Annotated in this window: 19 protein-coding genes; 1 reads left to right on the forward strand and 18 read right to left on the reverse strand. The window is 71.2% G+C overall.

The features are described 5' to 3' along the window. Positions 1-251 precede the first annotated feature (251 nt). From ACY0PA_RS17880 to ACY0PA_RS17920, 9 genes are all read right to left on the reverse strand, one after another. Positions 252-2,579, reverse strand: coding sequence for a xanthine dehydrogenase family protein molybdopterin-binding subunit (locus ACY0PA_RS17880; RefSeq protein ID WP_473085558.1), 2,328 nt, complete (start codon positions 2,577-2,579; stop codon positions 252-254). Next, positions 2,576-4,126 (reverse strand): (2Fe-2S)-binding protein, encoded by a 1,551-nt coding sequence (locus ACY0PA_RS17885; protein ID WP_473085559.1) that lies wholly within the window; start codon positions 4,124-4,126, stop codon positions 2,576-2,578. Before ACY0PA_RS17885 ends, ACY0PA_RS17880 begins: the two co-directional genes overlap by 4 nt. Continuing rightward, complete coding sequence (locus ACY0PA_RS17890; RefSeq protein WP_473085560.1) at positions 4,123-5,007, reverse strand: FAD binding domain-containing protein; 885 nt, start codon at positions 5,005-5,007, stop codon at positions 4,123-4,125. Before ACY0PA_RS17890 ends, ACY0PA_RS17885 begins: the two co-directional genes overlap by 4 nt. Before the next feature lie 317 nt (positions 5,008-5,324). Continuing rightward, complete coding sequence (locus ACY0PA_RS17895) at positions 5,325-6,971, reverse strand: beta-N-acetylhexosaminidase (RefSeq protein WP_473085561.1); 1,647 nt, start codon at positions 6,969-6,971, stop codon at positions 5,325-5,327. Positions 6,972-6,976: 5 nt separating this feature from the next. Further along, positions 6,977-7,825, reverse strand: coding sequence for a carbohydrate ABC transporter permease (locus tag ACY0PA_RS17900; RefSeq protein ID WP_473085562.1), 849 nt, complete (start codon positions 7,823-7,825; stop codon positions 6,977-6,979). A 2-nt stretch (positions 7,826-7,827) separates the two neighbouring features. After that, positions 7,828-8,790, reverse strand: a complete 963-nt coding sequence (locus tag ACY0PA_RS17905; protein ID WP_473085563.1) for a carbohydrate ABC transporter permease — start codon at positions 8,788-8,790, stop codon at positions 7,828-7,830. A gap of 4 nt (positions 8,791-8,794) precedes the next feature. After that, positions 8,795-10,105, reverse strand: a complete 1,311-nt coding sequence (locus ACY0PA_RS17910; RefSeq protein ID WP_473085564.1) for an extracellular solute-binding protein — start codon at positions 10,103-10,105, stop codon at positions 8,795-8,797. 315 nt (positions 10,106-10,420) lie between these two features. Continuing rightward, positions 10,421-10,708, reverse strand: a complete 288-nt coding sequence (locus tag ACY0PA_RS17915; protein WP_100593929.1) for a DUF3039 domain-containing protein — start codon at positions 10,706-10,708, stop codon at positions 10,421-10,423. 100 nt (positions 10,709-10,808) lie between these two features. Then, complete coding sequence (locus tag ACY0PA_RS17920) at positions 10,809-11,369, reverse strand: YqgE/AlgH family protein (protein WP_199841783.1); 561 nt, start codon at positions 11,367-11,369, stop codon at positions 10,809-10,811. A gap of 326 nt (positions 11,370-11,695) precedes the next feature. Here ACY0PA_RS17920 and murA point away from each other — a divergent pair, with 326 nt between their 5' ends. Beyond that, positions 11,696-13,036 (forward strand): UDP-N-acetylglucosamine 1-carboxyvinyltransferase, encoded by a 1,341-nt coding sequence (gene murA, locus ACY0PA_RS17925; protein ID WP_473085565.1) that lies wholly within the window; start codon positions 11,696-11,698, stop codon positions 13,034-13,036. A gap of 239 nt (positions 13,037-13,275) precedes the next feature. Here murA and ACY0PA_RS17930 read toward each other — a convergent pair whose 3' ends face one another. The 9 genes from ACY0PA_RS17930 to ACY0PA_RS17970 form a co-directional block, all read right to left on the reverse strand. Then, positions 13,276-13,557 carry an HU family DNA-binding protein gene (locus ACY0PA_RS17930; RefSeq protein ID WP_030680681.1) on the reverse strand — a complete coding sequence of 94 codons (282 nt, stop codon included), beginning with the start codon at positions 13,555-13,557 and terminating at the stop codon, positions 13,276-13,278. A 295-nt stretch (positions 13,558-13,852) separates the two neighbouring features. Then, positions 13,853-15,286 (reverse strand): NAD-dependent malic enzyme, encoded by a 1,434-nt coding sequence (locus ACY0PA_RS17935; protein ID WP_100593926.1) that lies wholly within the window; start codon positions 15,284-15,286, stop codon positions 13,853-13,855. A gap of 362 nt (positions 15,287-15,648) precedes the next feature. Then, positions 15,649-18,039, reverse strand: a complete 2,391-nt coding sequence (locus ACY0PA_RS17940; RefSeq protein ID WP_473085566.1) for a HelD family protein — start codon at positions 18,037-18,039, stop codon at positions 15,649-15,651. A gap of 81 nt (positions 18,040-18,120) precedes the next feature. Next, positions 18,121-18,921 carry an anti-sigma factor family protein gene (locus ACY0PA_RS17945; RefSeq protein ID WP_473085567.1) on the reverse strand — a complete coding sequence of 267 codons (801 nt, stop codon included), beginning with the start codon at positions 18,919-18,921 and terminating at the stop codon, positions 18,121-18,123. Further along, entirely contained in the window at positions 18,918-19,493 is a 576-nt protein-coding gene (locus ACY0PA_RS17950) for a sigma-70 family RNA polymerase sigma factor (protein ID WP_100593923.1), read from the reverse strand. Before ACY0PA_RS17950 ends, ACY0PA_RS17945 begins: the two co-directional genes overlap by 4 nt. 145 nt (positions 19,494-19,638) lie before the next feature. Further along, positions 19,639-20,232 (reverse strand): CGNR zinc finger domain-containing protein, encoded by a 594-nt coding sequence (locus tag ACY0PA_RS17955; protein ID WP_473085568.1) that lies wholly within the window; start codon positions 20,230-20,232, stop codon positions 19,639-19,641. Positions 20,233-20,367: 135 nt separating this feature from the next. After that, a complete protein-coding gene (locus tag ACY0PA_RS17960) occupies positions 20,368-21,528 on the reverse strand; it encodes a uroporphyrinogen-III synthase (RefSeq protein ID WP_473085569.1) in 1,161 nt (386 codons plus the stop codon). 97 nt (positions 21,529-21,625) lie between these two features. Continuing rightward, entirely contained in the window at positions 21,626-22,978 is a 1,353-nt protein-coding gene (locus tag ACY0PA_RS17965) for a nitrate/nitrite transporter (RefSeq protein WP_473085570.1), read from the reverse strand. Between the two features lie 238 nt (positions 22,979-23,216). Further along, the gene (locus ACY0PA_RS17970; RefSeq protein WP_473085571.1) at positions 23,217-24,149 is read right to left on the reverse strand and encodes a hypothetical protein; all 933 of its coding nucleotides are present in this window, start codon (positions 24,147-24,149) and stop codon (positions 23,217-23,219) included. Positions 24,150-24,194 lie beyond the last annotated feature (45 nt).

Genomic DNA, 24,194 nt, shown 5'->3' on the forward strand with positions numbered 1-24,194 from the left:
CGGCGCCCTCGTCTACGAAGTCTCGACAACAACTCTAGCCAAACGCACTGTCAGTTCACACGCGGCCCGGTGCAGAGTCCATCGACATCGCGTCACACAACGACACGACACGTCACAACTTGCAACGGGCGGGGAGGGCTTGGAGCTTCACTCCGTTGATGTCGCCATCGCCGGCAGTGCCGTTGACGTCGTCAGCACCGCCGCCTCCGAGCCGGGCCAGGCCAGGCCAGGCCAGGCCAGGCCAGGGAGGATCAGTCCGTCGGCACCATCGCCGGCGCCGCCGTGTTCGTCACCACCGCCGCCTGCGGGCGGATCGGGAGGCGGTTGACCGGGCGGCCCGTTGCCGCGCGTACCGCCGAGGCCACCGCCGCCGGGGAAGCGACCACCGGGACCGCGCTTGCCGCCTTCGCTCCGAAGGGGGCTACCACGTCCCGTTCCTCGACCAGTTTCACGATGCGGATGTCGGGGGCGTCCAGGGACGTCGGGAGCGCGTAGCCCGTGAAGTCGGGGTGGCGGACCAGGCCGCGCGGGGTGCGGAGGTTCTCCGTGAGGGCCGCGCCCACGCCTTGCGTGACGCCCGCTTCGATACGGGCCGTCAGCTGAGCGGGGTTGAGCACCCTGCCCACGTCCTGGGCCACCGCCAGTTCCACCACCCGTACCGAACCGAGTTCGATGTCCACGTCGACCACCGCGCGGATCGCGCAGAACGCCAGGCCCACGAAGGCGTCGCCCTGGCCGTCGGCGTCGAGGGGTTCGGTGGGGTGCGGGCGGCACTGGGCCGTGGCCCACAGTTCCTTGCCGTCCATGGCCTCGGTGACCGTCGTCGAGAGGACTCCGTCGTACGACGTGATCTTGCCGTCGGCGATCTGGAGCAGTTCTGTGGACATGCCGAACTTGTGGGCGAGGGGCTGGAGGAGTTGAGTGCGGACCATTTTCGCCGCCCGTTCCACCGCTCCGCCGGAGACCCAGGTGTGGCGGCCGCGGCAGCCGGGGCCGGCCGGCGGCTGATCGGTGTCCACGGGGGCTACTTGGACCTCGTCGATGCCGAGGGTGTCCTGGACGATCTGGCGGGCGAGAGTGGTGAAGCCCTGGCCGGTTTCTACCGCCGCGCAGATGACCGTGGCCACGCCGTCGTGGACCTTCACCGTCGCCGTCGACACCTCGTCGGTGCCTTCCGCGCCGAGCATGTGCACCATGCCGATGCCGTAGCCGACACCGCGGCGCACCGCGCTGGGTTCGCCCGCGCCTTCGGGGCCGCCGGGCAGCAGCCACTCGTCCTCGGGGGTGTCCCGGGGGAGCTCCGGGAGCGGGAAGTCCCGTACCGCGCCAAGCAGTTCGGCGACCGGGGCCGGGCACGTCACCGTCTGCCCGGTCGGGAGTACGTCGCCCGTCGCCATGGCGTTGCGCAGGCGCAGCTCCGCCGGGTCGATGCCGAGCTTCTTCGCCAGCTTGTCCATCTGCGCCTCGTACGCGGCGCAGACCTGGAGGGCACCTTCTCCGCGTACGTGGCCGGAGGGCGGGTTGTTCGTGCGGACCGCCCAGCCCTCGATGAAGGCGTGCGGGACGACGTACGGGCCGCAGGCGAAGGAGACGGCGGCGGCGAGCGCCTCCGAGGACGTGTCCGCGTACGCGCCCGCGTCGAGGAGGATCTGCGCCTCGACCTTGACCAGCTTGCCCTCGGCGTCCGCGTGGTGGCGGTAGCGCAGGAGGGTGGGGTGGCGGTGGGTGTGGCCGAGGAAGGACTCCTCGCGCGTAGCGGTGAGTTTGACCGGGCAGCCGGTCCTCAACGCGAGTAGTCCGAGCGGGAGTTGGAAGCTCTGGTCCTCGCGGTCGCCGGTCGCGCCGGGCACGCCCGTGACGACGACCTTCACGCGCTCGGGTTCGAGGCCGTAGCGGGCGGCGGCGAGGTCGCGGTCGCCGTGCGGGTCGGTGGAGGCGATGTAGAGCTCCACTCCCCCGTCGGGCCGCGGGACGGCGAGGCCGGCCTCGGCGCCGATGGGGGCCGGGTCCTGGCGGCCGATGCGGTACTGGCCCTCGACGACGATTTCGCCGACCGCGTCCTGGTCGCCGTGGCGCAGGGGGATGTGGCGGATCAGGTTGCCGTCGGGGTGCAGCGGCTCGGCGGCGAAGGACTGCTCGGGGTCGGTGACCGGTTCGAGCACCTCGTACTCGACGATGACGGCCGCGGCCGCCATGCGCGCGGTGTCCGGGTGGTCGGCGGCGACGGCCGCGATGGCCTCGCCGTGGTGGCGTACGACGTCGGAGGCGAACACGGGGCGGTCCGCGGCGCGGTGGCCGGGCAGGGGCGCTCCGGGGACGTCCTCGTGCGTGATGACCGCCCGTACGCCGGGCATCTCGCGCGCGTGGGTCGTGTCGATGGAGAGGATGCGCGCGTGCGGGTGCGGGGAGCGCAGGACGGCCGCCCACAACAGGCCCTCGGCCCACAGGTCGGCCGCGTACGGGAAGGTGCCCTCCGTCTTGGCGCGCGCCTCGGCGGGCGCCAGGGAGGCCCCGAGGCCATGCGGCAGCGGCTCGGCCACGGAGGCCGCGGGCGCGGTGGCTGGTGCTTCGTCACTCACGCCAGGCCTCCGTCCTGAATACCTTCGGTCGCGCTGGGTCCCGCCTGGTGCGGGATGCGGGCCGCGCCTCCGGCGTCACCCGCGGAGGCGGCCGGGCCCGTCGAGTCCGTCGCGGTGGTCCCGCCCGTCGCCGTCGCCTCGCGTTCCGTGACGACCTGCTGTACGGCGTCCAGGATCCCGCGGTAGCCGGAACAGCGGCACAGGTTGCCGCACAGCGCCTGCCGGGTCTCCAGCTCGGTGGGGGCCGGGTTGCCCTCAAGGAGGTCGTGCACGGTCATCGCCATGCCGGGCACGCAGAACCCGCACTGGACGGCGCAGCGGTCGGCGAGGGCGCGCTGCACGTCGGAGGGCTGCCCGTCGGCGGCCAGGCCCTCCACCGTGCGTACTTCGCTGCCGGCGGCGGTGGCGCCGGGCACGAGGCAGGAGGCTACGAGGCGGCCGTCGACCTGCACGTTGCAGGCGCCGCACTCGCCCTGCGAGCAGCCGTCCTTGGCTCCGGCGAGGCCGAGGCGCTCGCGCAGGACGTAGAGCAGGGACTCGCCGATCCAGGCGCCGGTGACGGGGCGGTCGGTGCCGTTGACCCGCAGGACGTAGGAGGCGAGGGGGTGGTCGTCGTGGAGAGGGGCGACCACGGCGTCGGGGGCGGCGTCCTCAGGGGCGGGGGCTTCGGCGGCCTCAGAGGTCTCGGGGCCCTCGTCGACCTCAGGTGCCTCCGCGGCCTCACGGACCTCGGAAGCATCGGCGGCCGGCACCCGCACCGGCTCATCCGCCGACTCGGCGGCCACGTCCGCGAACGCGTGCGCTTCGTCGGCCACGGTCCCGACCGGCTTGGGTTCGCCGTACACGTCGCGTACGTCGTCTGGGTTCCCCTGCGCCAGCTCCGGCTGCGGCTGCGGCTGCGGCGCGAACTCAGGCTCAAGCTCCCCCGCCGGCTCCCGCGCCCACTCCTCCGCCGCCCAGGGCGCAACCGCGCCCCCCGGCAGCGTCGCCGGAGGCGTCCGGCCCCACTGCGCGGCGAGGGACGACGTGGTGAACTCGCCCGACTCGTCCGGAAGATCCCCCTCGGCGATGACCGGGATCGACCACTGTCCGGCCTGCCCCGCCGGTTCTGCCACCGGATGCTCGTGGGCGGGCGGCTGCTCGTGGGCGGGCGGCTGCTCGACGTCCGAGAAGTTCCACTGCCCGGTCGCCCCGGCCCCGTGGCCGTACGAAGGCATCGCCTCCGGAGCGGCCGGCTCGGCGTGTTCGGCAGGTTCGGGCCAGTGCACCTCGCCGCTCGCCGCCCCCGTGGGCACCGCCTGCGCCCCCGTCACGTCGGGCGGCAGCACCCACACGCCCGTCGCCGCCGGGTCCGTGGCCGCGGGGCCGCCGGGCGCGATGGTGATCTGCGGCGGCACGTAGCCGTGTCCCGGCGCCGCCAGCGGCACGTCGGGGAGGCCGCCCTCGGGGAGCTGCACGAAGGCGGTGGCGTCCGCGTCGTAGTCGCCCTGGGGCAGCGGCTCCCAGCCGCCGCCCTGGTGGCCACCGTGGTTGTGCTCGTCAGTCACGACAGCGCCCTCCCAAGTGCACGTCGGGCCAGCGCGGCGACCGTGCGCCGCAGGTGCAGTACGGCGGGCGGCAGCTGTTCCTGGGTGCCGTCCGGCGCCGGGGCGGCGTCGGGGATGCAGGCCGCGGCGACGTACTCGCCGAACGCGGTCAGCGCCTCGGGCACGAGCATCCGCTCGCCGTCCCAGTTGATGAGCGAGGCCACCCACTGCTCGGCCTCCAGGGGCCGCAGTGGCATGGGCGCGACGGCGCCGACCGCGCACCGCACGCCGCGCCTCGCGGGGTCGAGGACGAGCGCGACGGAGGCGAGGGCGCGTCCGGGGCCGGTGCGGCCGGTGGCCTTGAGGAAGGTCTGCGGGGCGTGCAGGAGCGGCACGCGTACGAAGCCGATGAGCTCGCCGGGGCTGAGCATCTCCATGCCCGCGAGCAGGTGGGAGACGGGGACCTCGCGCCGCGCGCCGCCGGGGCCCGCGATGATGAGGGTCGCTTCGAGGGCGGCCAGGACCGGCAGGGTGTCGCCGGTCGGGGCGGAGGAGGCGATGTTGCCGCCGAGGGTGCCCGCGTTACGGATCTGGGGCGGTCCGGCGGCGCGGGCCGCGGCCGCGAGGGCGGGGATCAGGGCGGCGAAGTCGGGGCGTCCGATGCGGGCGTGGGTGAGGCCGGCGCCGAGCAGGGCGTGACCGTCCTGGTACTGCCAGCCGCGGATCTCGCTGATGCGGCCGAGGCCGACGAGGGCGGTGGGGCGCAGCAGTCCGGCGTTGACCGAGGCCATCAGATCGGTGCCGCCGGCGACCGGGACCGCGGCGGGCATGGCGGAGAGTGCTGCCACGGCCTCGTCCAGCGAGCCCGGGAGCGTCACGGCCTGCGTTGCGTGCGTGGTCAAACCGGCTGCCCCTTCCCGATGTCCGGCACTTCGCCCGGCGGCTTCGGCTTGTGAACCGTCGTTCGCGCCGTTACGCCTGTTCCGCCGTACGGTACGTGCTGACAGGCCGGACGTGGCAACTCTGGCACATCTTCCCGGGGGCCCGGCGAGGGGGTCCGCTAGGAGGCTTTCGCCCCGAGGACCAGGGAGATCGGTCGATTTCGCCCCTGGTCACCGGTCGGCGCCCATTGCCACTCTTCGGTGATTTTTGTAAGGCTTTTTCGTGCGGTCCCACGGTCCCAGGGCCGGGGCCCCGGGGCACGCGTACGGCGGGCGTCTCACACGTTCGGGGGCGCCCCTTCGATCGGGCGTCCGAGCACACCCGGTCGCCGCTGCCACGGAAGGGGCCCTGTGGGCGGGCGGTAGCCGACGCCGAGGGCGTCAAGGCGGGCGTAGTGGGCGGTCATTCGGCGCCGGAAGTCCGCGTAGTCGCGCTCGGCGGGTGCGGGCAGGGCGCTCCAGGCGACCTCGGCGAAGGCGGCCAGGCGCGGGAACACCTGGTAGTCGACGCGGTCCTGGCTATCCATCACCTCGGTCCACACGTTGGCCTGGGTGCCGAGGACATGCCGCGCCTCCTCGTCGGTGAGCTGCGGGGGAACGGGCTCGAAGCGGTAGACGTCCTCCAGCGTGCGGACGTATCCGATGGGCATCGGCTCGTCGTCGCCCGGCGCCTGACGGTGGTCCAGGTACACCTGCTGCTCGGGGCACATGACGACGTCGTGTCCGGCGCGGGCGGCGGTGATGCCGCCCTGGTAGCCGCGCCAGGACGACACGGCGGCGCCGGGCGCGAGGCCGCCCTCCAGGATCTCGTCCCAGCCGATCAGACGGCGGCCGCGTTCGGTGAGCCAGGTGTCGAAGTGCCGGATGAACCAGGACTGGAGCTCGTCCTCGTCCTTCAGGCCGAGTTCGGCGATCCGGGCCTGCGCGGCGGGCGACTGCTTCCACTGGTCCTTGGGGCACTCGTCGCCGCCGATGTGAATGAACGGCGAGACGTCGGCGGGGAAGAGGCCGAGGAGTTCCTCGAATACGCCCTCGTAGAAGCGCAGGGTGTGGTCGCTCGGCGCGAGTACGTTCGGGGTTACTCCCCAGTTGTCCCAGACGGTGAGCGAGGCGGTGTCGACGACGTCCGTGTTGCCGAGTTCCGGATAGGCCGCGATGGCCGCCTGGGAGTGACCCGGGACATCGATCTCGGGGACGACGCGGATATGCCGTTCGGCGGCGTACGCGACGATCTCGCGGATGTCGTCCTGCGTGTAGAAGCCGCCGTGCGGACGGTCGTCCCACAGGGGTGAGGCGCGGTGGCCGAATTTCGTGCGTGCGCGCCAGGCTCCGTGCTCCGTGAGCCTGGGGTGGCGCTTGATCTCGACGCGCCATCCCTGGTCGTCGGTGAGGTGGAAGTGGAAGACGTTCAGTTTGTGCGCGGCGAGCAGGTCGAGATAGCGCAGGACGCCGTCCTTGGGCATGAAGTGGCGTGACACGTCGAGCATCAGGCCGCGCCAGGCGAAGCGGGGGGCGTCCTCGACGGTGCCGGTGGGGACGGTCCACTTGCGGCCCGGATCGACGGGCGCGCGCCGGAACGCGTCCGGGCCGAGGAGCTGACGGAACGTCTGGGCTCCCCAGAAGACGCCGGCCGCGCTGCCGCCCTCGATACGGACCGCCCGCCGGTCGACGGTCATCCGGTAGGCCTCCGGGCCGAGTTCCGGGTCGATACGCAGCTCGATACGGGTGTCACCGTCGCGCAGGTCAACGCCGGTCTCGGCGTCGTTCAGGGTGAGGCCGGTGGCCGCTCCGACGGTCGAGCGCAGCCAGCGGGCGACGCCCTCGGTGCCCGCGCCGGCGTCGATCGTGGTGGCGTCGCCGAGTTCGTGGAGGCCGTCGCCGGGCGCCGTCCGGCGGGGTGCGGGAATGAGATCTGCCGAAGTCACTGACGTCAGTCCTTAACCGCGCCGCCGAGCCCGGACACCAGGCGCCGCTGTACGAGTACGAAGAAGACCAGTACCGGAATGGTCATGACCGTCGACGCCGCCATGATGCCGCCCCAGTCGTTCTCGTCGGGTTTGAAGAAGACGAGCAGGGCCATGGGCAGGGTCGACTGCGAGGTGTCGCTGATGATGAAGGACTTCGCGAACAGGAAGTCGTTCCAGGTGGAGATGAACGAGAACACGCTGGTCGCCACGAGGCCGGGAAAGACCAGCGGGAAAAGGATCTGCCAGAGGAACCTGCTGCGGCTCGCGCCGTCGATGTACGCGGCTTCCTCGAGCGCTTCCGGAACGGCCTTCACAAAGCCGCGCAGCATCCAGATCGCGAACGGCAGCGAGAAGGCGATGTGCGGCAGGATCAGCGAGCCCAGCGTGTTGAGCTGCCCGAAATCCCGCATGAGGAAGAAGAGCGGAATGGTGAGGGCCTCGACGGGCACCATCTGCGCCACCAGGAACATGATGAGAAGCGTCGTGCGGAACCTGAACCGGAACCTTGTCACCGCGGTCGCCGCGAGGAATGCGACGAGAGCGGAGAGCACGACGACGGTGCCCGCGACGATCAGGCTGTTGAGGAAGTACCGGCCGAATTCCTGCTGTTGGAAGACGCGCCGGAAGGAGTCGAGGGACGGCGCGAGCGTCCAGGGCCTCGGCTCGGTCGACTCGATCTCACCGGCCGGTTTGAAGGCGCTGAGCACCATCCAGTACAGCGGAAAGGCCACGACCACGGCGATGAGCAGCGCCGACGCCTCGGCCGCAAGCCGCCAGGGCCGCCGCACCGCGCCCCGTATCAAACCTGTCATGCTCACAGTTCCTCCCCCTGCCGGCGCAGCAGCCGCAGATAGATCAGCGTGATCGCGAGCAGGATCAGCAGCATCACGACGCCGATCGCCGAGCCCAGGCTGTACTGCGAGGACGCGAACGCCTTTTGGTACGCGTACACGTTCAGGACCAGGTTCTGCCCGGCGATTCCGCCGCCGTTCGTCATCACGTAGATCTGCGTGAACACCTTGAAGTCCCAGATGACCGACTGGATGGTGACGACCGTGAGGATCGGCCGCAGCATGGGCGCGAGCACCGACCGCCAGATCCGCCACTGCGATGCGCCGTCCAGCGCGGCAGCCTCCAGAACCTCCTCCGGTACGGCCTTGATGCCGGCGTAGACGGTCACCATCACGAACGGGAAGGAGCACCAGACCACTTCGAGCAGGACGAGGGCGAAGGCACTGTAGCGGCCGTACGTCCACGAGAAGTCGCCGAGCCCGAACACCTTGTTGACGGGGCCGAAGTCGGGGTCGAAGAGGAACATCCACACCGTCGAACCGGTGATCGCGGGGGTCGCCCAGGCCCCGAGCGCGGCGAGCATCAGGGCGAGCCGCGGCACGGCCCGCACGCGCGTGAGCAGCACGGCCAGCGCGCAGCCGGCAGCCAGCGTCGAGGCGACGCACACGGCGGCGAACAGCACGGTGGCGAGCAGCACCTGCCAGAACTGGTCGTCCGCGAAGAGCGTCGCGTAGTTCCCAAAGCCCTGGAAGCTGGTCGGCCGGCCGCCGCTGACCTGGGCCTGCGTGTACTCCAGGAAGGAGATCAGGCCCAGTTGGTAGACCGGATAGACCAGCAGCCCGGCGAGGACGACGAGGGCGGGGGCAAGGTAGAGCCAGGGAGTCCAGCGGCCGCCCCGGCGGGCGGACTTGCGTGGTGCGTCCGGGGCAGCCGCCGTGGTGACGGGGACCGCGGCGGCCGGCTCGGCAGTGGCGTTGTGCGTCATCGGCTCAGCCCACGGACGCGAACGCGTCGTCCATCTTCTTCGCCGCGTCGCCCGAGGCCGCCGCCACGTCCTTACGGCCGGTGATGACCTCCTGGAACATGGTCGGCAACACCAGGGACGCATCGATCCCCGCCCAGGCGGGCGAGGCGGGGACGGACCTGGTGCCTGCGCCGAGCGTCTCGATGAACGGCGCGACGAACGGTTCCTTCTCCGCAACGGTGCCGCGCACATCGGTGTACGTCGGCAGGAAACCCATCTCGTCGAAGAGCTTCTCCTGACTCTCCTTGCCCGTCAGCTCCTCCATCAGATCGATCGCGAGCGTGCGGTGCGAAGTGCTCTTCATCACGCCGAGGTTGTTGCCGCCCGCGAAGGCCGGCGCGATGTCGCCCGCTTTGACGCCCGGCAGGGGCACGACCGCGTACTTGCCCTTGACCTTGCCGGCCTCGACCGCCGCGTGGTTGAAGTCGCCGCCGATGGCCATGGCCGCCTTGCCGGACGCGAACGCGGTCACGACGTCGTTTCCGGTCATGGCGGCGCACTTGGCAGCGGGGCAGTTGTCATCACCGAAGAGCGAGGTGTAGGCCTTGATGCCCTTCTGGGACGCGGCGCTGTCGATGGCGGACTCGTAGGTGCCGCCCTTCTCCTCGGCCAGCTCGCCGCCGTTGGCCCAGACGAAGGGCATCGCGGCGTACGTGGACGTGCCGCCCACCGCCATCCCGTACAGCTCCGGCTTCGCCTTGTGGATCTTCTTGGCGGCCGCGGCCAATTCCGCCTGCGTCCTGGGAACTTCGAGCCCCAGCTCCTTGAAGACGTCGGTCCGGTAGTACAGGGCCCGGACGCCGACGAAGAACGGCGCTCCATAGACCTTTCCGCCGACCGTCACGGACTCCTTGGCGGTCGGGTCGGTGTCCTTCGCCTCGGCCCAGGTGCCGAACTCCTTGGTGACATCGGCGAGTCCGCCGTCGTGGACGTAGCCGGCGGTGTCCGTGTTGCCGTACTCGACGACGTCAGGGGCGCTCTTCGGGTCGTTGAACGCGGCCTTCATCTTCTGCGCACGGGTGTCGACGGGGATGTACTCGACCGTGACCTTCGTGCCCTTGTGGGCCTTCTCGAAGGCGGCGACGGCGGCGTCGACGACCTTCTGCTTCGGTGCGTTGTTGACTTCCTGGAAGAGCCAGACGCGCAGCGTCCCGCTCTTCTCGTCCTGGGTCGAGCTGCCGGCGGAGGTCCCCGGGGCGCAGGCGGTGGCGGTGAGCCCGGCGAGGACAAGTGCCGCCACGGAGGCGGTCATTCGGGCAGAGACAGGGAGCTTCATCGGACTTCCTCCGAGGCGTTGCAGCATATGCAATAGCGGTTTCGCTCTGCACAACACAACGGAGGCTAGAAGTTCAATGAACATGGCCACAAGTGGTCTCAACCACTCTGTGACCACCGGAAGCACTCCGTGCAACGCAGGGGCAGCACAAAGGCCTCGGACGCGCGCAGAAAGCGCACCTCCGAGGCCTTGTCATGAGACCGGCACGAGGGCATCGCAGCGGATCAGGCCGGCCACCACGAACCGGGAAGCCGCGCCGCCGCGAGCCGGAATGCTGCCGCGGGCCGCCGCTTCCTGCCCTCTTGCTCCCTGCCCCTACTTCTTGTCCTTGCCGCCCTTGTCCTTGTCGCCGCCGGCGCCCATGGACTCGTAGATCTCCTTGCACATGGGACACACGGGGTACTTCTTCGGGTCACGGCCCGGCACCCAGACCTTGCCGCAGAGCGCGACGACCGGCGTCCCCTCGAGGGCGCTCGCCATGATCTTGTCCTTCTGGACATAGTGGGCGTAGCGCTCGTGGTCGCCGTCACCGTGCGACGTCTGCGGCGTCGGCTCTACGAGGGTCCCCGTACCTGTCCCGCGCTCGGGCTCAAGAGTGCTCATAAAGGCCAAGGGTACTTAAGCGCCGGGAGAAGGGGCAGCGGCCTCGGGGTGAAGGGCCCGCACGTCCGGTTTCCGCCGATCACGGCACCGGCCGGCGGCCTCAGTTGAGCGACGGATCGTCCGGGTACGTCGCCACCATCGCCAGGTCGCTGCGCTGGCGTCGCAGCACCGCGCGCCACAGGCCCTCGGGGTCCGTCGACGAGACGTCGCCCGGCTCCGACTCGACGACGTACCAGGCGCCGTCCGTCAGCTCGGACTCCAGCTGGCGCGGGCCCCAGCCGGCGTACCCCGCGAAGATCCGCAGGGATCCGAGGGCGGAGGCGAGCAGCTCGGGAGGGGCCTCCAGGTCGACCAGGCCGATCGCGCCGTGGACGCGGCGCCAGCCGAGGGGCCCTTCGTCGCCGGGGATCACCGCGACGCCGAGCGCCGAGTCGAGCGAGACCGGGCCGCCCTGGAAGACGACGCCCGGATCCCCGGCGAGCTCGCCCCAGCCCTCCAGGATGTCCCCGACCCCGACCGGCGTGGGCCGGTTGAGGACGACGCCGAGCGAGCCCTCCTCGTCGTGGTCGAGGAGCAGCACGACCGCCCGGTCGAAGTTCGGGTCCGCGAGGGCGGGTGTGGCCACGAGCAGCCGCCCTGTGAGCGAGGACACCTCGGTCATGCCAGACATGATCCCGCATCTTGCCGCCGAGCGGGGAGTCAATGACCCTTCCCGGGTGCGCCCAGCTCAGAGACGCCTCGCGCGCTCCGGGAGTGCGCCGTGAACCGCCTTCGGAAGGTGACCCTCCGCGCGCGCTCAGCGACATTTCGTGTTGTAGCGAAGTCATGACGGCCTCCCTGCGCACTTGGGCTTACGGAAGGGGGGTAGGCGGCCCTTACGCTTATGCCTTGGCCCGCCCAGCGGCCCGGCCCGAAAGGCCTCGCCCGACGGCTCCGCCCTGCGGTCCTGCCCATCTGTCCTGTCCATCTCATCGGAACGCGAGATTCATGACCGTCACCGACGATGTACTGCTTGTCCACGGCGGAACCCCGCTGGAGGGCGAGATCCGTGTCCGCGGCGCGAAGAACCTCGTGCCCAAGGCCATGGTCGCCGCGCTGCTCGGCAGCGAGCCGAGCCGGCTGCGCAACGTCCCGGACATCCGTGACGTCCGGGTCGTACGCGGCCTCCTCCAGCTGCACGGCGTGACGGTCCTCCCGGGTGAGGAACCCGGCGAGCTGATCATGGACCCGTCGCACGTGGAGAGCGCCAACGTCGCCGACATCGACGCGCACGCCGGCTCCTCGCGCATTCCGATCCTGCTGTGCGGGCCGCTCCTGCACCGGCTCGGCCACGCGTTCATCCCGGGTCTCGGCGGCTGCGACATCGGCGGCCGGCCGATCGACTTCCACTTCGAGGTGCTCCGCCAGTTCGGCGCGACCATCGAGAAGCGGGCGGACGGCCAGTACCTGGAGGCCCCGCAGCGGCTGCGCGGCACGAAGATCCGGCTGCCGTACCCGTCGGTCGGCGCGACCGAGCAGGTCCTCCTGACGGCCGTGCTGGCCGAGGGCGTGACCGAGCTCTCGAACGCGGCCGTGGAGCCCGAGATCGAGGACCTCATCTGCGTGCTGCAGAAGATGGGCGCGATCATCGCCATGGACACCGACCGGACCATCCGGGTCACGGGTGTCGACAAGCTCGGCGGCTACACGCACCGCGCGCTCTCTGACCGTCTGGAGGCCGCGTCGTGGGCGTCGGCCGCGCTGGCGACCGAGGGCAACATCTACGTCCGCGGCGCCCAGCAGCGCTCGATGATGACGTTCCTGAACACGTACCGCAAGGTCGGCGGCGCCTTCGAGATCGACGACGAGGGCATCCGCTTCTGGCACCCGGGCGGCTCGCTGAAGTCGATCGCCCTGGAGACGGACGTCCACCCCGGCTTCCAGACCGACTGGCAGCAGCCGCTCGTCGTGGCCCTGACGCAGGCCTCGGGCCTGTCCATCGTCCACGAGACGGTCTACGAGTCCCGGCTGGGCTTCACGTCCGCGCTGAACCAGATGGGCGCGCACATCCAGCTCTACCGCGAGTGCCTGGGCGGCTCGAACTGCCGCTTCGGCCAGCGCAACTTCCTGCACTCCGCGGTCGTGTCGGGCCCGACGAAGCTCCAGGGCGCCGATCTGGTCATCCCCGACCTGCGCGGCGGCTTCTCGTACCTGATCGCCGCCCTGGCCGCCCAGGGCACGAGCCGGGTCCACGGCATCGACCTGATCAACCGCGGCTACGAGAACTTCATGGAGAAGCTCGTGGAGCTCGGTGCGAAGGTCGAGCTGCCGGGCAAGGCGCTCGGCTAGGACGGGATGCGTCTGCGGCCCGGTGGGGGCTGGTCGCGCAGTTCCCCGCGCCCCTGAAATGCATACGCTGCGCGCAGCATTTCCCCGATGAGATGGCGCACGCATTGCGCATCTCAAGGGGCGCGGGGAACTGCGCGACCAGGCCACGACGCACCCGCAGACGCTCACACAGAACGCCACGAGGGGCGGTACCCGGGGAAAACCCCGGGTACCGCCCCTCGTGCTTGCCTGACAGGCGCTTACTTGCCCTTGGCGGCTTCCTTGAGCTTGGAGCCCGCGGACACCTTCACGCTGAAACCGGCCGGGATGTTGATCGGCTCGCCGGTCTGCGGGTTGCGGGCGGTGCGAGCGGCACGGTGCGTGCGCTCGAAGGTCAGGAAGCCGGGGATGGTGACCTTCTCGTCGCCCTTGGCAACGATCTCGCCGACCGTCTCGGCGAACGCGGCCAGCACGGCGTCGGCGTCCTTGCGGGTCACCTCGGCGCGGTCGGCCAGCGCGGCCACCAGCTCACTGCGGTTCATGTTTGTACTCCCGTGTTCTTCTTGCCGTTGAGGCGTGCCACGCGGCGGAGCCGCATGTTGGGCACAGCGAAGCCGATGCTGCCAGGGTCCTCGGTCAGGCCCCGGACCCGGGTCCGTCTTCAGACCCTCGCGCCCGAAGACGCATCCTGCCCCCACCAGCGGCGGGAAAGCCAATCCGGCGCCCTCGGGGGTCACCGAAATGCGTCGCCGTCCCGGACTGGGGCGGGGTCGGGGCCGTGCTTCCCGGCCACCCTAGAGGGCAGCCAGGGGCCCGCATTCCGCGACGCGCCGGGCCTCAGGAGGCCGTGGCGCCTGTCACAGCGGCGCCGGCGGCCTTCGCGGCGTTACGCACCGCTCCGGCGACGGCGCCCGCGACCTTGTCGTTGAAGACGCTCGGAATGATGTAGTTCGGGTTGAGCTCGTCCTCGCTCACCACGTCCGCCAGGGCGGCCGCGGCGGCCAGCATCATCTCCGTGTTGACCGTACGCGACTGGGCGTCGAGGAGGCCACGGAAGACGCCCGGGAACACCAGGACGTTGTTGATCTGGTTCGGGAAGTCCGAGCGGCCCGTGGCCACAACTGCCGCCGTCTGACGGGCGATTGCGGGGTCGACCTCAGGGTCGGGGTTCGCGAGCGCGAACACGATCGCGCCCTCGGCCATGGCCGCCACATCGTCCCCGTCGAGCACGTTCGGAGCGGAGACTCCGATGAATACGTCGGCGCCGCGCACGGCCTCCTTGAGGGTGCCCGTGAGGCCCTCGGGGTTGGTGTTGTCGGCGATCCAGCGCAGCGGCGAATCGGCCTTCGCGTCGACGAGGTCCGCGCGGTCCGCGTGGACGACACCGTGGATGTCGGCGACGACCGCGTTCTTGACGCCGGCCGCGATCAGGAGCTTGAGAATCGCCGTGCCGGCCGCACCCGCGCCGGACATGACGACGCGGATGTCGCCGATGGCCTTACCCGCGACACGCAGGGCGTTCGTCAGGGCGGCGAGGACGACGATGGCCGTGCCGTGCTGGTCGTCGTGGAAGACCGGGATGTCGAGGGCCTCGCGCAGGCGGGCCTCGATCTCGAAGCAGCGCGGCGCGGAGATGTCCTCGAGGTTGATGCCCGCGAAGCCGGGGGCGATGGCCTTGACGATCTCGACGATCGCGTCGGTGTCCTGGGTGTCCAGGCAGATCGGCCAGGCATCGATGTCGGCGAAGCGCTTGAAGAGGGCCGCCTTGCCCTCCATGACCGGCATGGCGGCCATCGGGCCGATGTTGCCGAGGCCGAGCACGGCGGAGCCGTCCGTCACGACCGCAACGGTGTTCCGCTTGATCGTCAGACGCCGGGCGTCCTCGGGGTTCTCGGCGATCGCCATGCACACGCGGGCCACACCCGGCGTGTAGATCATGGACAGGTCGTCACGGTTGCGGATGGGATGCTTCGACTGCATCTCGATCTTGCCGCCGAGGTGCATCAGGAACGTACGGTCGGAGACCTTGCCGAGGACGACGCCCTCGATGCCGTTCAGGCCCTCGACGATCTCGTCGGCGTGCGAGGTGGAGCTCGCGGCGATCGTGACGTCGATACGGAGTTTCTCGTGCCCGGACGCCGTCACGTCGAGACCGGTCACCGAGCCTCCGTGGGACTCCACGGCCGTCGTGAGCTGGGATACCGCTGTTCCGCTGGCGGGCACCTCAAGGCGGACCGTCATCGAGTAGGAGACGCTGGGCGCCGTTGCCATGGCCGACTTCCTCTGCTTTCACCGTGTGGCTGCTGCTGTTTTTCCGTCCGATCGTCGCACCTACCGCTGAGTACGTGGTAGCCGTCCCGGATTGCGAACGTTTTGTTCACCGCCCGGACAGCACCCCGGTCGCGCACTTTCGGAAAGTTATTTCCACCATACGAGAAGTGGGGGGAAACAGAAAGAGGCCCACGTCAGACGACGTGGGCCTCTTCCTACGTTAATGACACCGACCCGCCATGCTCGCCTCGCGGCAAGTGGTCGCTCGTAGCGACGAAGGTTGGGCCCGGGGGCTTGGATCGAGCCGGTGCCACGTCCAAGGTAACAAAGGATCCCCGTAAGGCAATTCCCATCCCTCGAACTCATTCACGCAGCAGGTCCGGCACCCCGTCCGCGTCGGGTTCGTCGCGGCCGCCCGAGACGACCGTGAGCTGCTGCGTGGCGCGGGTCAGCGCCACGTACAGGACGCGCAGGCCCGCCGGGGACTCGTCGGCGATCTCCGCGGGCGACACGACGACCGTCGCGTCGTACTCCAGGCCCTTGGCCTCCAGGCTGCCGAGCGCGACCACGCGGTCGCCGAGCCCGGCCAGCCAGCGCGCCGCCTCGTCCCGCCGGTTCATCGCCACGACGACGCCGACCGTCCCGTCGACCTGGTCGAGCAGGCGCGCCGCTGCCTCGCGGACGGTGTGCCCGAGGCCGTCTTGTACGACCGCGAACCGCGGGCGCACGCCCGTCGAGCGGACGGCCGAGGGGGACTCGGAGCCCGGCATGGCGAGCGCGAGGACCTTGGCGGCGAGCTCGGCGATCTCGGCCGGGTTGCGGTAGTTCACGGTGAGCGTGAAGCGGCGGCGCGGGCGGGAGCCGAGGGCCTCGTCGCGGGCCTCGGCCGCCTCGTCGGGGTCCGACCAGGACGACTGGGCGGGGTCGCCGACCACCGTCCAGGTCGCGTGCCGGCCGCGGCGTCCGACCATCCGCCACTGCATCGGCGTGAGGTCCTGCGCCTCGTCGACGATGACGTGCGCGTACTCGGTGCGCTCCTGGGCCAGGCGCTCGGCGCGCTCGCGCTGCGTCTCCTCGCGTGAGGGCATCAGCTCCTCCAGACCGGTGAGCTGGTCCAGGGGGTCGTACTCGCGCTTCCTCTTCGGGCGTACGGGGGTGCCGAGTACCGCGTTCAGCTCGTCGAGGAGCGCCACGTCGTGCACCGACAGGGCGTCGCGGCGCAGCGAGCGGGCGACCTTGCGGACCTCGCCGGGGTTGAGGATCCGGCGCGCCCAGCGGCCGAGTCGGCGCTCGTCGCCCATCGCGGCGAGGACCCCGCGCGGGGTCAGCTCGGGCCACCACGCGTCGAGGAAGCGGACGAAGTCGTCCTCGGAGGTGATGTCGTCGTCGAACGACGAGCGCAGCTCCGCGGCGAGTTCCGGGTCGCTGTGGCGGGTGCCCGCGCCGGACTGCGACCACAGGGCGTCCAGGAGGAGCTTGCGGGCGCGCGGGCGGAGCATATTGACGGGGGCGGTGCCGCTCAGCGCGTTCTGGCGGATCCTCGCCAGTTCGGCGGCCTCCAGTTCGAGGCGGCGGCCGAAAGCAACGACGCGCAGGCGTGTGGGCTGCTCGGCGGGGGCCGCCGCGTCGTCGTCGGGCTCCTCGCCGAAGGCCAGCTGGCCCGTGCCCTGCGACGGTTCCCTCGCGGGCGTGCCCGATTCGAGCGCGCCGCGCGCGGCCTTGCGCAGGACGCGCAGCATCCGCGAGGAGCCCTTGACGCGGGCCACCGCCGGGGAGTCGTAGACCGTGGCCTCCGCGCCGTCGACCAGTGAGCCGACCGCGCGGATCGCGACCTGGCCCTCCTCGCCGAGCGAGGGCAGGACGCCCTCGGTGTAGGCGACGAGGAGCGGGGTCGGGGAGACGATCAGGATGCCGCCCGCGTACCGGCGGCGGTCCTGGTAGAGCAGATACGCGGCACGGTGCAGGGCGACGGCGGTCTTGCCGGTGCCGGGGCCGCCCTCCACGTACGTCACCGAGGCGGCGGGCGCCCGGATCACCAGGTCCTGCTCGGCCTGGATGGACGCCACGATGTCGCGCATGGTGTGGCTGCGGGCCTGGCCGAGGGCGGCCATCAGGGCGCCGTCGCCGATGACGGGCAGCTGCTCGCCGTCGAGGTGCGCGGTGAGCTCCGGGCGCATCAGGTCGTCCTCGACGCCGAGCACCTTGCGGCCCTTGGAGCGGATGACCCGGCGGCGTACGACCCGTCCCGGATCGACCGGGGTCGAGCGGTAGAAGGGCGCGGCGGCCGGCGCGCGCCAGTCGATGACCAGGGGCGAGTAGTCGGCGTCCAGGACGCCGATCCGGCCGATGTGGAGGGTCTCGGCGATGTCGGCGGTCCGCTGCCCGTCCGCGTCCTCGCGCACGACCCCCTCGGCGGGCTCCACGGCCGTGTACGCGCCGTCGGGGCCCTTCTTGCCGTCCTTGCCGAGCAGCAGGTCGATCCGGCCGAAGAGGAAGTCCTCGAACTCGTTGTTGAGACGGTTGAGGTGGATCCCCGCGCGGAACACCTGGGCGTCGCGCTCGGCGCGGGCGCCGGGCGTGCCGACTTGCCCCCGCTTGGCCGCGTCGTCCATCAGGAACTCGGCCTCGTGGATCTTTTCCTCGAGCCGGCGGTACACCTGGTCGAGGTGTTCCTGTTCGACACCGATCTCGCGCTCCCGTACGGAATCGCGGTCCTGGTCGAGCGCGGTTTGCTGATGAGCCTGAGCGGCCACCGGGCCCCCTTCTGACGTGCTGGGCAGCCGTCAAAGGTACGCGAAGGGAGGCCCGGGAGGCTACGCATCCGGCTGCCGGGGCTACGCGTCGACCTCCACGAGGCGTTTGCCGTCGAGGGTCTCGACCTCGAAGTGGTCGATGGAGTTGCGCTCGAACGCGGCGCCCCCGTGCACGTACAAGGGGTCCTTCGACGCCCCGTGTTCGCTGCCGGGAATGCCGTAACCCCACTGCGGGACGGACCAGGTGGTGACCGTCTCGCGCTGGCCGTTCTTCCCGACCGCGATCAGGGAGCACTTCAGCGGGCCCTTGACGTTCTTCAGCTCCAGGACGGTGTGGGTGCCCCAGGCCTTCTTCTCCATGCCGATGGTGGCGGTGACCTTCGTGGCCGGGTCGGTCGCCCTGACCTTCTCGTCCATGTGGTTGAAGAAGGCGTCCTCGGCGGGGCTGGTGGGGTGGGCCCCCTCGGCGACGTTGTCGGTCCCGCCGTCGTTCACGGCGAGCACGGTCAGCGGGCCGCCGATGATCAGCGCGGCGGCGGCCGCCACCAGGTACATCCCGCGGCGGCGCTTGCGGGCCCGCCTCTGCGCCACCTCGTCGAAGAGCCGGCCGGCGAGCCGGTCGCTCGGGCGGGCGCCGAGCTGCGCACCGAGGCGTTCTCTGCCGGGGGTGCCCTGCGGTTCGGGGATGTCCGCGAGCGCGGCGAGCATCGGCTCCATGCCGGCGAACTCCTCCAGCTGGCGCGCGCACAGCTCGCAGCCCGCCAGATGCGCTTCGAAGGCGCTCGCCTCGGCGTCGTCGAGGACGCCGAGCACGTAGGCGCCGACCGTCTCGTGAACGTCACCGGACCCATGCGGTCCGTAGTCGTCGTACGAGGCACTCATGCCGTCACCCCCCGCTCCTCCAGCGCCAGCTTCATGGAACGCAGCGCGTAGAACACCCGTGAGCGCACCGTTCCGCTGGGTATACCGAGTGTCTCGGCCGCCTCGTTGACCGTACGCCCCTTGAAGTACGTCTCCACCAGCACCTCGCGGTGGGCGGGCGTCAGGTCCTCGAGCGCGTCCGAAAGGGTCATCAGCCACAGCGCCTTGTCGATCTCGTCCTCCGCGGGGATGACCTCCAGCGGCGACGGATCGACCTCCTGCGGCCGGGCCTGCCGGCTGCGGTGTCCGTCGATGACGATGCGCCGGGCGACCGTCACCAGCCAGGGGCGTACCGAACCGGTCGCTCGGTTGAGCTGACCGGCGTTCTTCCAGGCACGGATGAGCGTTTCCTGTACGACATCTTCGGCGCGCTGCCGGTCTCCCGCCACCAGCCTGAGCACATAGGCCAGAAGCGGACCCGCGTGCTCGCGGTAGAGCGCGCGCATCAGCTCCTCGTCGGGCTCAGGAGGCTGCGGCGCGCGATGTCGTGCCCTCGGCGGGCGTTCATCGGCCACGGCGGAATCCTTGCGCACGCCTACCTCCGCTGTCCCCTGGTTGAGCGTTCCGGCTGGGTCGCCGCTCGGCTGGACGCACCCCAGTACGTAAGAGGTCCGCGATGTGTTCAATCGATCGGCCGGGACATGCCAAAAGGATTCCGGGGAGGCCTTCGGGTGATCTTCAGGCCCGGGCGAGCGCCGCCCTGCGCCGGTGTCGCGCCACCCGCTCCCGGTTGCCGCACACCTCGCTGGAGCACCAGCGGCGGCGCCGCCCCCGGGACGTGTCGAGATAGATGATCGGGCAGCTGTCGCCCTCGCAGCGGCGCAGACAGGAGCGGGCGACCGGGTCCGTGAGGAGCTCCACGGCGTCACGGGCGACGGCGGCGAGCAGCTCGCCGCAGCCGGGGTCGGCGTGCAGGGCCCTGGCCAGGGTGCCGTCGGTGCCGCGGGTCGCCCGGGGTGCGGGCGGCGCCGCGCGGGCGAGGGCGTTGACCCGCTCCAGGGCGGCGGACGCGGGCCTGCCGTCGAGTTCGCCGCGCACCAACTGGCCGATATGGCCGCGCAGTTCGACCATCGCGGCGAGCCAGGCGGCGTCGGCGTCCCGCAGCGGCGTGTCCGCGGGCACGAGCCCCGAGCCGACCAGCCAGGCCCGCAACCGCCCCACCGAGTCGAGCCGTTCGTCGGGGTGCGCCGTGGCCAGGAGATCCAGCGAACTGCGCCCGGAGTCGAAGCGCAGCTCGTACGACGACGAGGACGAGGACGATGGCGATGCCATACCCCTACAGTGCCCGCCCGCACGCACCGCCGGAACCCCTGGTACCGGGCCCCTCACGAAGGGTTCACGGTGCCGCCGCCGCGGGCCTGCCGGCGGACCTCGACGAGCACAGCGTTCACGGCACGCCGAACTGACTCAGTCCGTCCCGTACTTGGAGTCCGCCGCCGGGTCCAGGGCCAGGCGGTAGCCGCGCTTGACCACCGTCTGGATCAGCTTGGGGGTGCCGAGGGCCGTACGGAGTCTGGCCATCGCCGTTTCCACCGCGTGTTCGTCGCTGCCCGCGCCGGGCAGCGCGCGCAGGAGTTCGGCGCGGGGGACCACCCAGCCGGGGCGGCGCGAGAGGGAACGCAGGAGCGACATCCCGGCGGGCGGTACGGGGTGCAGGTCGCCGTCGACCAGGACGGCCTGGCCGCGGATCTCCACGCGGTGGCCCGCGATCGGCAACACACGTGCCCTGCCCGGGAGTTCGGCACACAGGAGCTGGACGAGCGGTCCGAGGCGGAAGCGCTCGGGCTGCACCGTGTCCACGCCGTGGGCCTGGAGCGGCAGCGCGGTCACGGGGCCGACGCAGGCGGGCAGCACGTCGTGCCGCAGCGCGGCGAGCAACTCCGGTAGCTGGCCCCGCAGTTCGGCCCGGGAGAGCAGGGACACAGCGGCGGGCGCGCTGGTGAACGTGAGCGCGTCGACGCCCCGCGTGAGGGTCGCGTCGAGCAGCCGGTCGAGAGGCCCGATGTCCTCCGGCGGCATCCACCGGTACACCGGCACCCCCACGACATCGGCGCCCGACTCGCGCAGCGCCTCGACGAACCCGGGCAGCGGCTCGCCGTGCAGCTGGACGGCAACCCGGCGGCCGTCGACGCCCTCGTCGAGGAGCCGTTCGAGGACCTCGGCCATCGACTCGGACGACGGGGACCACTCCTCGGTGAGCCCGGCGGCCCTGACGGCGCCCTTGACCTTGGGCCCGCGGGCGAGCAGCTCCACGCCGCGCAGCCGGGCGACGAGCGCCTCGCCCAGGCCCCAGCCGTCGGCGGCCTCGATCCAGCCGCGGAACCCGATGGCGGTGGTCGCGACGACGACGTCGGGCGCGTGGTCGACGATCTCCTTGGTCGCCGCGAGGAGCTCACTGTCGTCGGCGAGCGGGACGATGCGCAGCGCGGGCGCGTGCAGGACGGCGGCGCCGCGCCGCTGGAGCAGCGCGCCGAGCTCGTCGGCGCGGCGCGCGGCGGTCACGCCCACGGTGAAGCCCGCGAGGGGGCCGTGCTGCCCCGCCGGGGGGACCTGCTGTGCGTCGTACATGTGGCTCTCGTCCCGCTCGGGTGGTTCTGCCGGGGTCGACCGAGCCTGTCAAGATCCCGTGACGGACTCGGTTCCCCATGATGTCAGCGGTGTTACGTCACACCTCGGCGTAGCTGAGCCGGGGCTCCGACTCCGCGGCCTCGACAGGAGCCTGCGCGCCCGCCGGGCGGCGAAGGTATACGGCCCAGGTGAGGGCGAAGCACACCGCGTAGAAGACGAGGAACCCGACGAACGCGGCCGTGCCGGTGCCCGCGGTCTGGAAGGACTGGCGGAAGGCGAGGTTGATGCCGAGCCCGCCGAGCGCGCCCACCGCGCCGATCAGCCCCATCGAGGCCCCGGACAGGCGCCGCCCGTACGCCGCGGCCTCCTCCCCCGCAAGCCCTCGGGCCGCTGCCTTGGCCTGGAAGATGCCGGGGATCATCTTGTACGTCGACCCGTTGCCGAGCCCGGTGAGCACGAACAGGACGATGAACGCCGTGGTGAACAGCGGCAGCGACTTCTGCGTCGACGCGAGGACGACCACGGCGGTGGCGGCGGCCATCCCGACGAAGTTCCACAGCGTGATGCGGGCGCCGCCGAACCGGTCGGCGAGCCGGCCGCCGACGGGCCGGATCAGGGAGCCGAGCAGCGGCCCGATGAACGTGATCGACGCGGCCTGCAGCGGCGTCCTGCCGAACTGCGTCTGCAGGACGAGCCCGAACGCGAAGCTGTAGCCGATGAACGACCCGAACGTCCCGACGTACAGGAACGACATGATCCATGTGTGCGGGTCGCGCACGGCCTCCTTGGCCGCGCCGGTGTCGTTCTTCACGGTCGCGAGGTTGTCCATGAACAGCGCGGCGCAGATCGCCGACACCGCGATGAGCGGGATGTAGATCCCGAGCAGTACGCGCGGCCCGCCGCTCGCGCCGATCACGGCGAGCCCGGCGAGCTGCACGACGGGGACGCCGATGTTGCCGCCGCCCGCGTTCAGGCCGAGCGCCCAGCCCTTCTTCCGCAGCGGGAAGAAGGAGTTGATGTTGGTCATCGACGAGGCGAAGTTGCCGCCGCCGACCCCGGTGAGCAGCGCGCACACCATGAACGTCGTGTACGAGGTCCCCGGCTCCATCACGACGAACGCGGCAGCCGTCGGGATCAGGAGCAGACTCGCCGCGAAGATCGTCCAGTTCCGGCCGCCGAAGCGGGCGACGGCGAAGGTGTAGGGCACGCGGACGACGGCACCGACCAGGGTGGCCATCGAGACCAGGAAGAACTTGCCGGCCGGGTCGATGCCGTACTCGGGCCCCATGAACAGGACCATCACGGACCACAGGGTCCAGATCGAGAACCCGATGTGTTCGGACAGGATGGAGAACGCGAGATTGCGCCGCGCGACCTTCTCGCCGCCCTCGCGCGACCAGAACGTCTCGTCCTCCGGATCCCACCTCTGGATCCAACTCCGGGCTGTCATCACACGCCTCCAGGGTCACGGTTCTCGGCTGATGACCTCGAACGTAGGGAGACGGGATTACCGCGCTGTGGCGCACCGTGACCGCCGGGGAACGTTGCTCTCACTGTGCGCGGGGCCCGGCGGTGAGCTTCGCTCCATGGCGTGGGTCAGGGCGTGGGCGTGGATCAGGTCGGTGGGCGTGGGTCAGGTCGTGGGCGTGGATCAGGTCGGTGGGCGTGGATCAGGTCGTGGGCGTGGGTCAGGTCGTGGTGCCCGCCCACTTGAGGCTGGCCGAGCCGCCCTTGTCCCACTTCAGCGTGACCACGTCGTCGGCCTGCGTCAGGTTCGCGCCGAAGACCTCGTCGCCGGTGTCCTTGCCCATGCACTTGACCGCGATCCTGAACGCCCCGCCGCTGCGGTTCTCCCCGATGCCGGTGCAGATGCCCTTACCGCCCGCGTCGATGTAGGACACGCTGTACTTGCCCTTGGCCGTGCCGGTCGCGACCTTGTCTCCGACCGTGAGGGTCCTGGCCTGCTCGTCCTGCCACTGGCCCTGATACCCGGTGGACCCGGCGGGCCGCTCCTCCGCCGTCCCCGTTGGATCCGTGGGCTCCTCCACGGGGTCCTCCGTCGCGGGGTCCTCGGTCGTGGGGTCCTCGGCCGTGGACTCGTCGGAGGGCTCGTCCGACGCGCTGGGCTTCGCGGACACGGAGTCCTGCGCCTTCGGCTTGTCGTCGTCGCCGCCGCTGTTCGTGGCGAGGAAGATCCCGCCGACGATCAGACCGAGCGCGACGAGCGCGGACACGACGATGACGGCGGTCCGGCGCGTGTTGCCGCCCGACGGTGGCGGAGGCGGCGGATAGGCACCCCCGCCGTAGGGCGGCTGCCCGCCGTACGGGGGCTGCCCGTACGGGGGTTGGCCCTGCGGGGGCTGACCGTAGGGAGGCTGAGCGCCGTATCCGGACTGGTCCCCGTAGCCGGACTGGTCCCCGTAACCGGGCCGGTCCTGAGGGGCCGGTGCCGGTGGCGGGGTCTGCGGAATCTGCGGCGGAGCCGGTGGCGGGGTCGGCGCGCCGGCGTACGGGTTGTCCTGCCCGCCGCCGGACGGCGCCGGCGGTGGCGTGGGAGGCGGCCCGTACGCCGGGTGGTGCCCGGATCCGTCCTGCGGCGGCTGGCCGGGAGGCTGTGTCATGTCGGTCCGGATTCCCCTCGTGGTCATACGGTCACTGGTCGCTCA

The organism is Streptomyces sp. DS1-CR2 (genome assembly GCF_055760475.1).

Excerpts from the sequence above, each read along its gene's own strand:
- ACY0PA_RS17965 (WP_473085570.1), bottom strand. The coding sequence starts at position 22,978 with ATGACAGCCCGGAGTTGGATCCAGAGGTGGGATCCGGAGGACGAGACG.
- ACY0PA_RS17960 (WP_473085569.1), bottom strand. The coding sequence starts at position 21,528 with ATGTACGACGCACAGCAGGTCCCCCCGGCGGGGCAGCACGGCCCCCTC.
- ACY0PA_RS17955 (WP_473085568.1), bottom strand. The coding sequence starts at position 20,232 with ATGGCATCGCCATCGTCCTCGTCCTCGTCGTCGTACGAGCTGCGCTTC.
- murA (WP_473085565.1), top strand. The coding sequence starts at position 11,696 with ATGACCGTCACCGACGATGTACTGCTTGTCCACGGCGGAACCCCGCTG.
- ACY0PA_RS17930 (WP_030680681.1), bottom strand. The coding sequence starts at position 13,557 with ATGAACCGCAGTGAGCTGGTGGCCGCGCTGGCCGACCGCGCCGAGGTG.
- ACY0PA_RS17900 (WP_473085562.1), bottom strand. The coding sequence starts at position 7,825 with ATGACAGGTTTGATACGGGGCGCGGTGCGGCGGCCCTGGCGGCTTGCG.
- ACY0PA_RS17970 (WP_473085571.1), bottom strand. The coding sequence starts at position 24,149 with ATGACACAGCCTCCCGGCCAGCCGCCGCAGGACGGATCCGGGCACCAC.
- ACY0PA_RS17915 (WP_100593929.1), bottom strand. The coding sequence starts at position 10,708 with ATGAGCACTCTTGAGCCCGAGCGCGGGACAGGTACGGGGACCCTCGTA.
- ACY0PA_RS17935 (WP_100593926.1), bottom strand. The coding sequence starts at position 15,286 with ATGGCAACGGCGCCCAGCGTCTCCTACTCGATGACGGTCCGCCTTGAG.
- ACY0PA_RS17905 (WP_473085563.1), bottom strand. The coding sequence starts at position 8,790 with ATGACGCACAACGCCACTGCCGAGCCGGCCGCCGCGGTCCCCGTCACC.
- ACY0PA_RS17920 (WP_199841783.1), bottom strand. The coding sequence starts at position 11,369 with ATGACCGAGGTGTCCTCGCTCACAGGGCGGCTGCTCGTGGCCACACCC.
- ACY0PA_RS17945 (WP_473085567.1), bottom strand. The coding sequence starts at position 18,921 with ATGAGTGCCTCGTACGACGACTACGGACCGCATGGGTCCGGTGACGTT.
- ACY0PA_RS17910 (WP_473085564.1), bottom strand. The coding sequence starts at position 10,105 with ATGAAGCTCCCTGTCTCTGCCCGAATGACCGCCTCCGTGGCGGCACTT.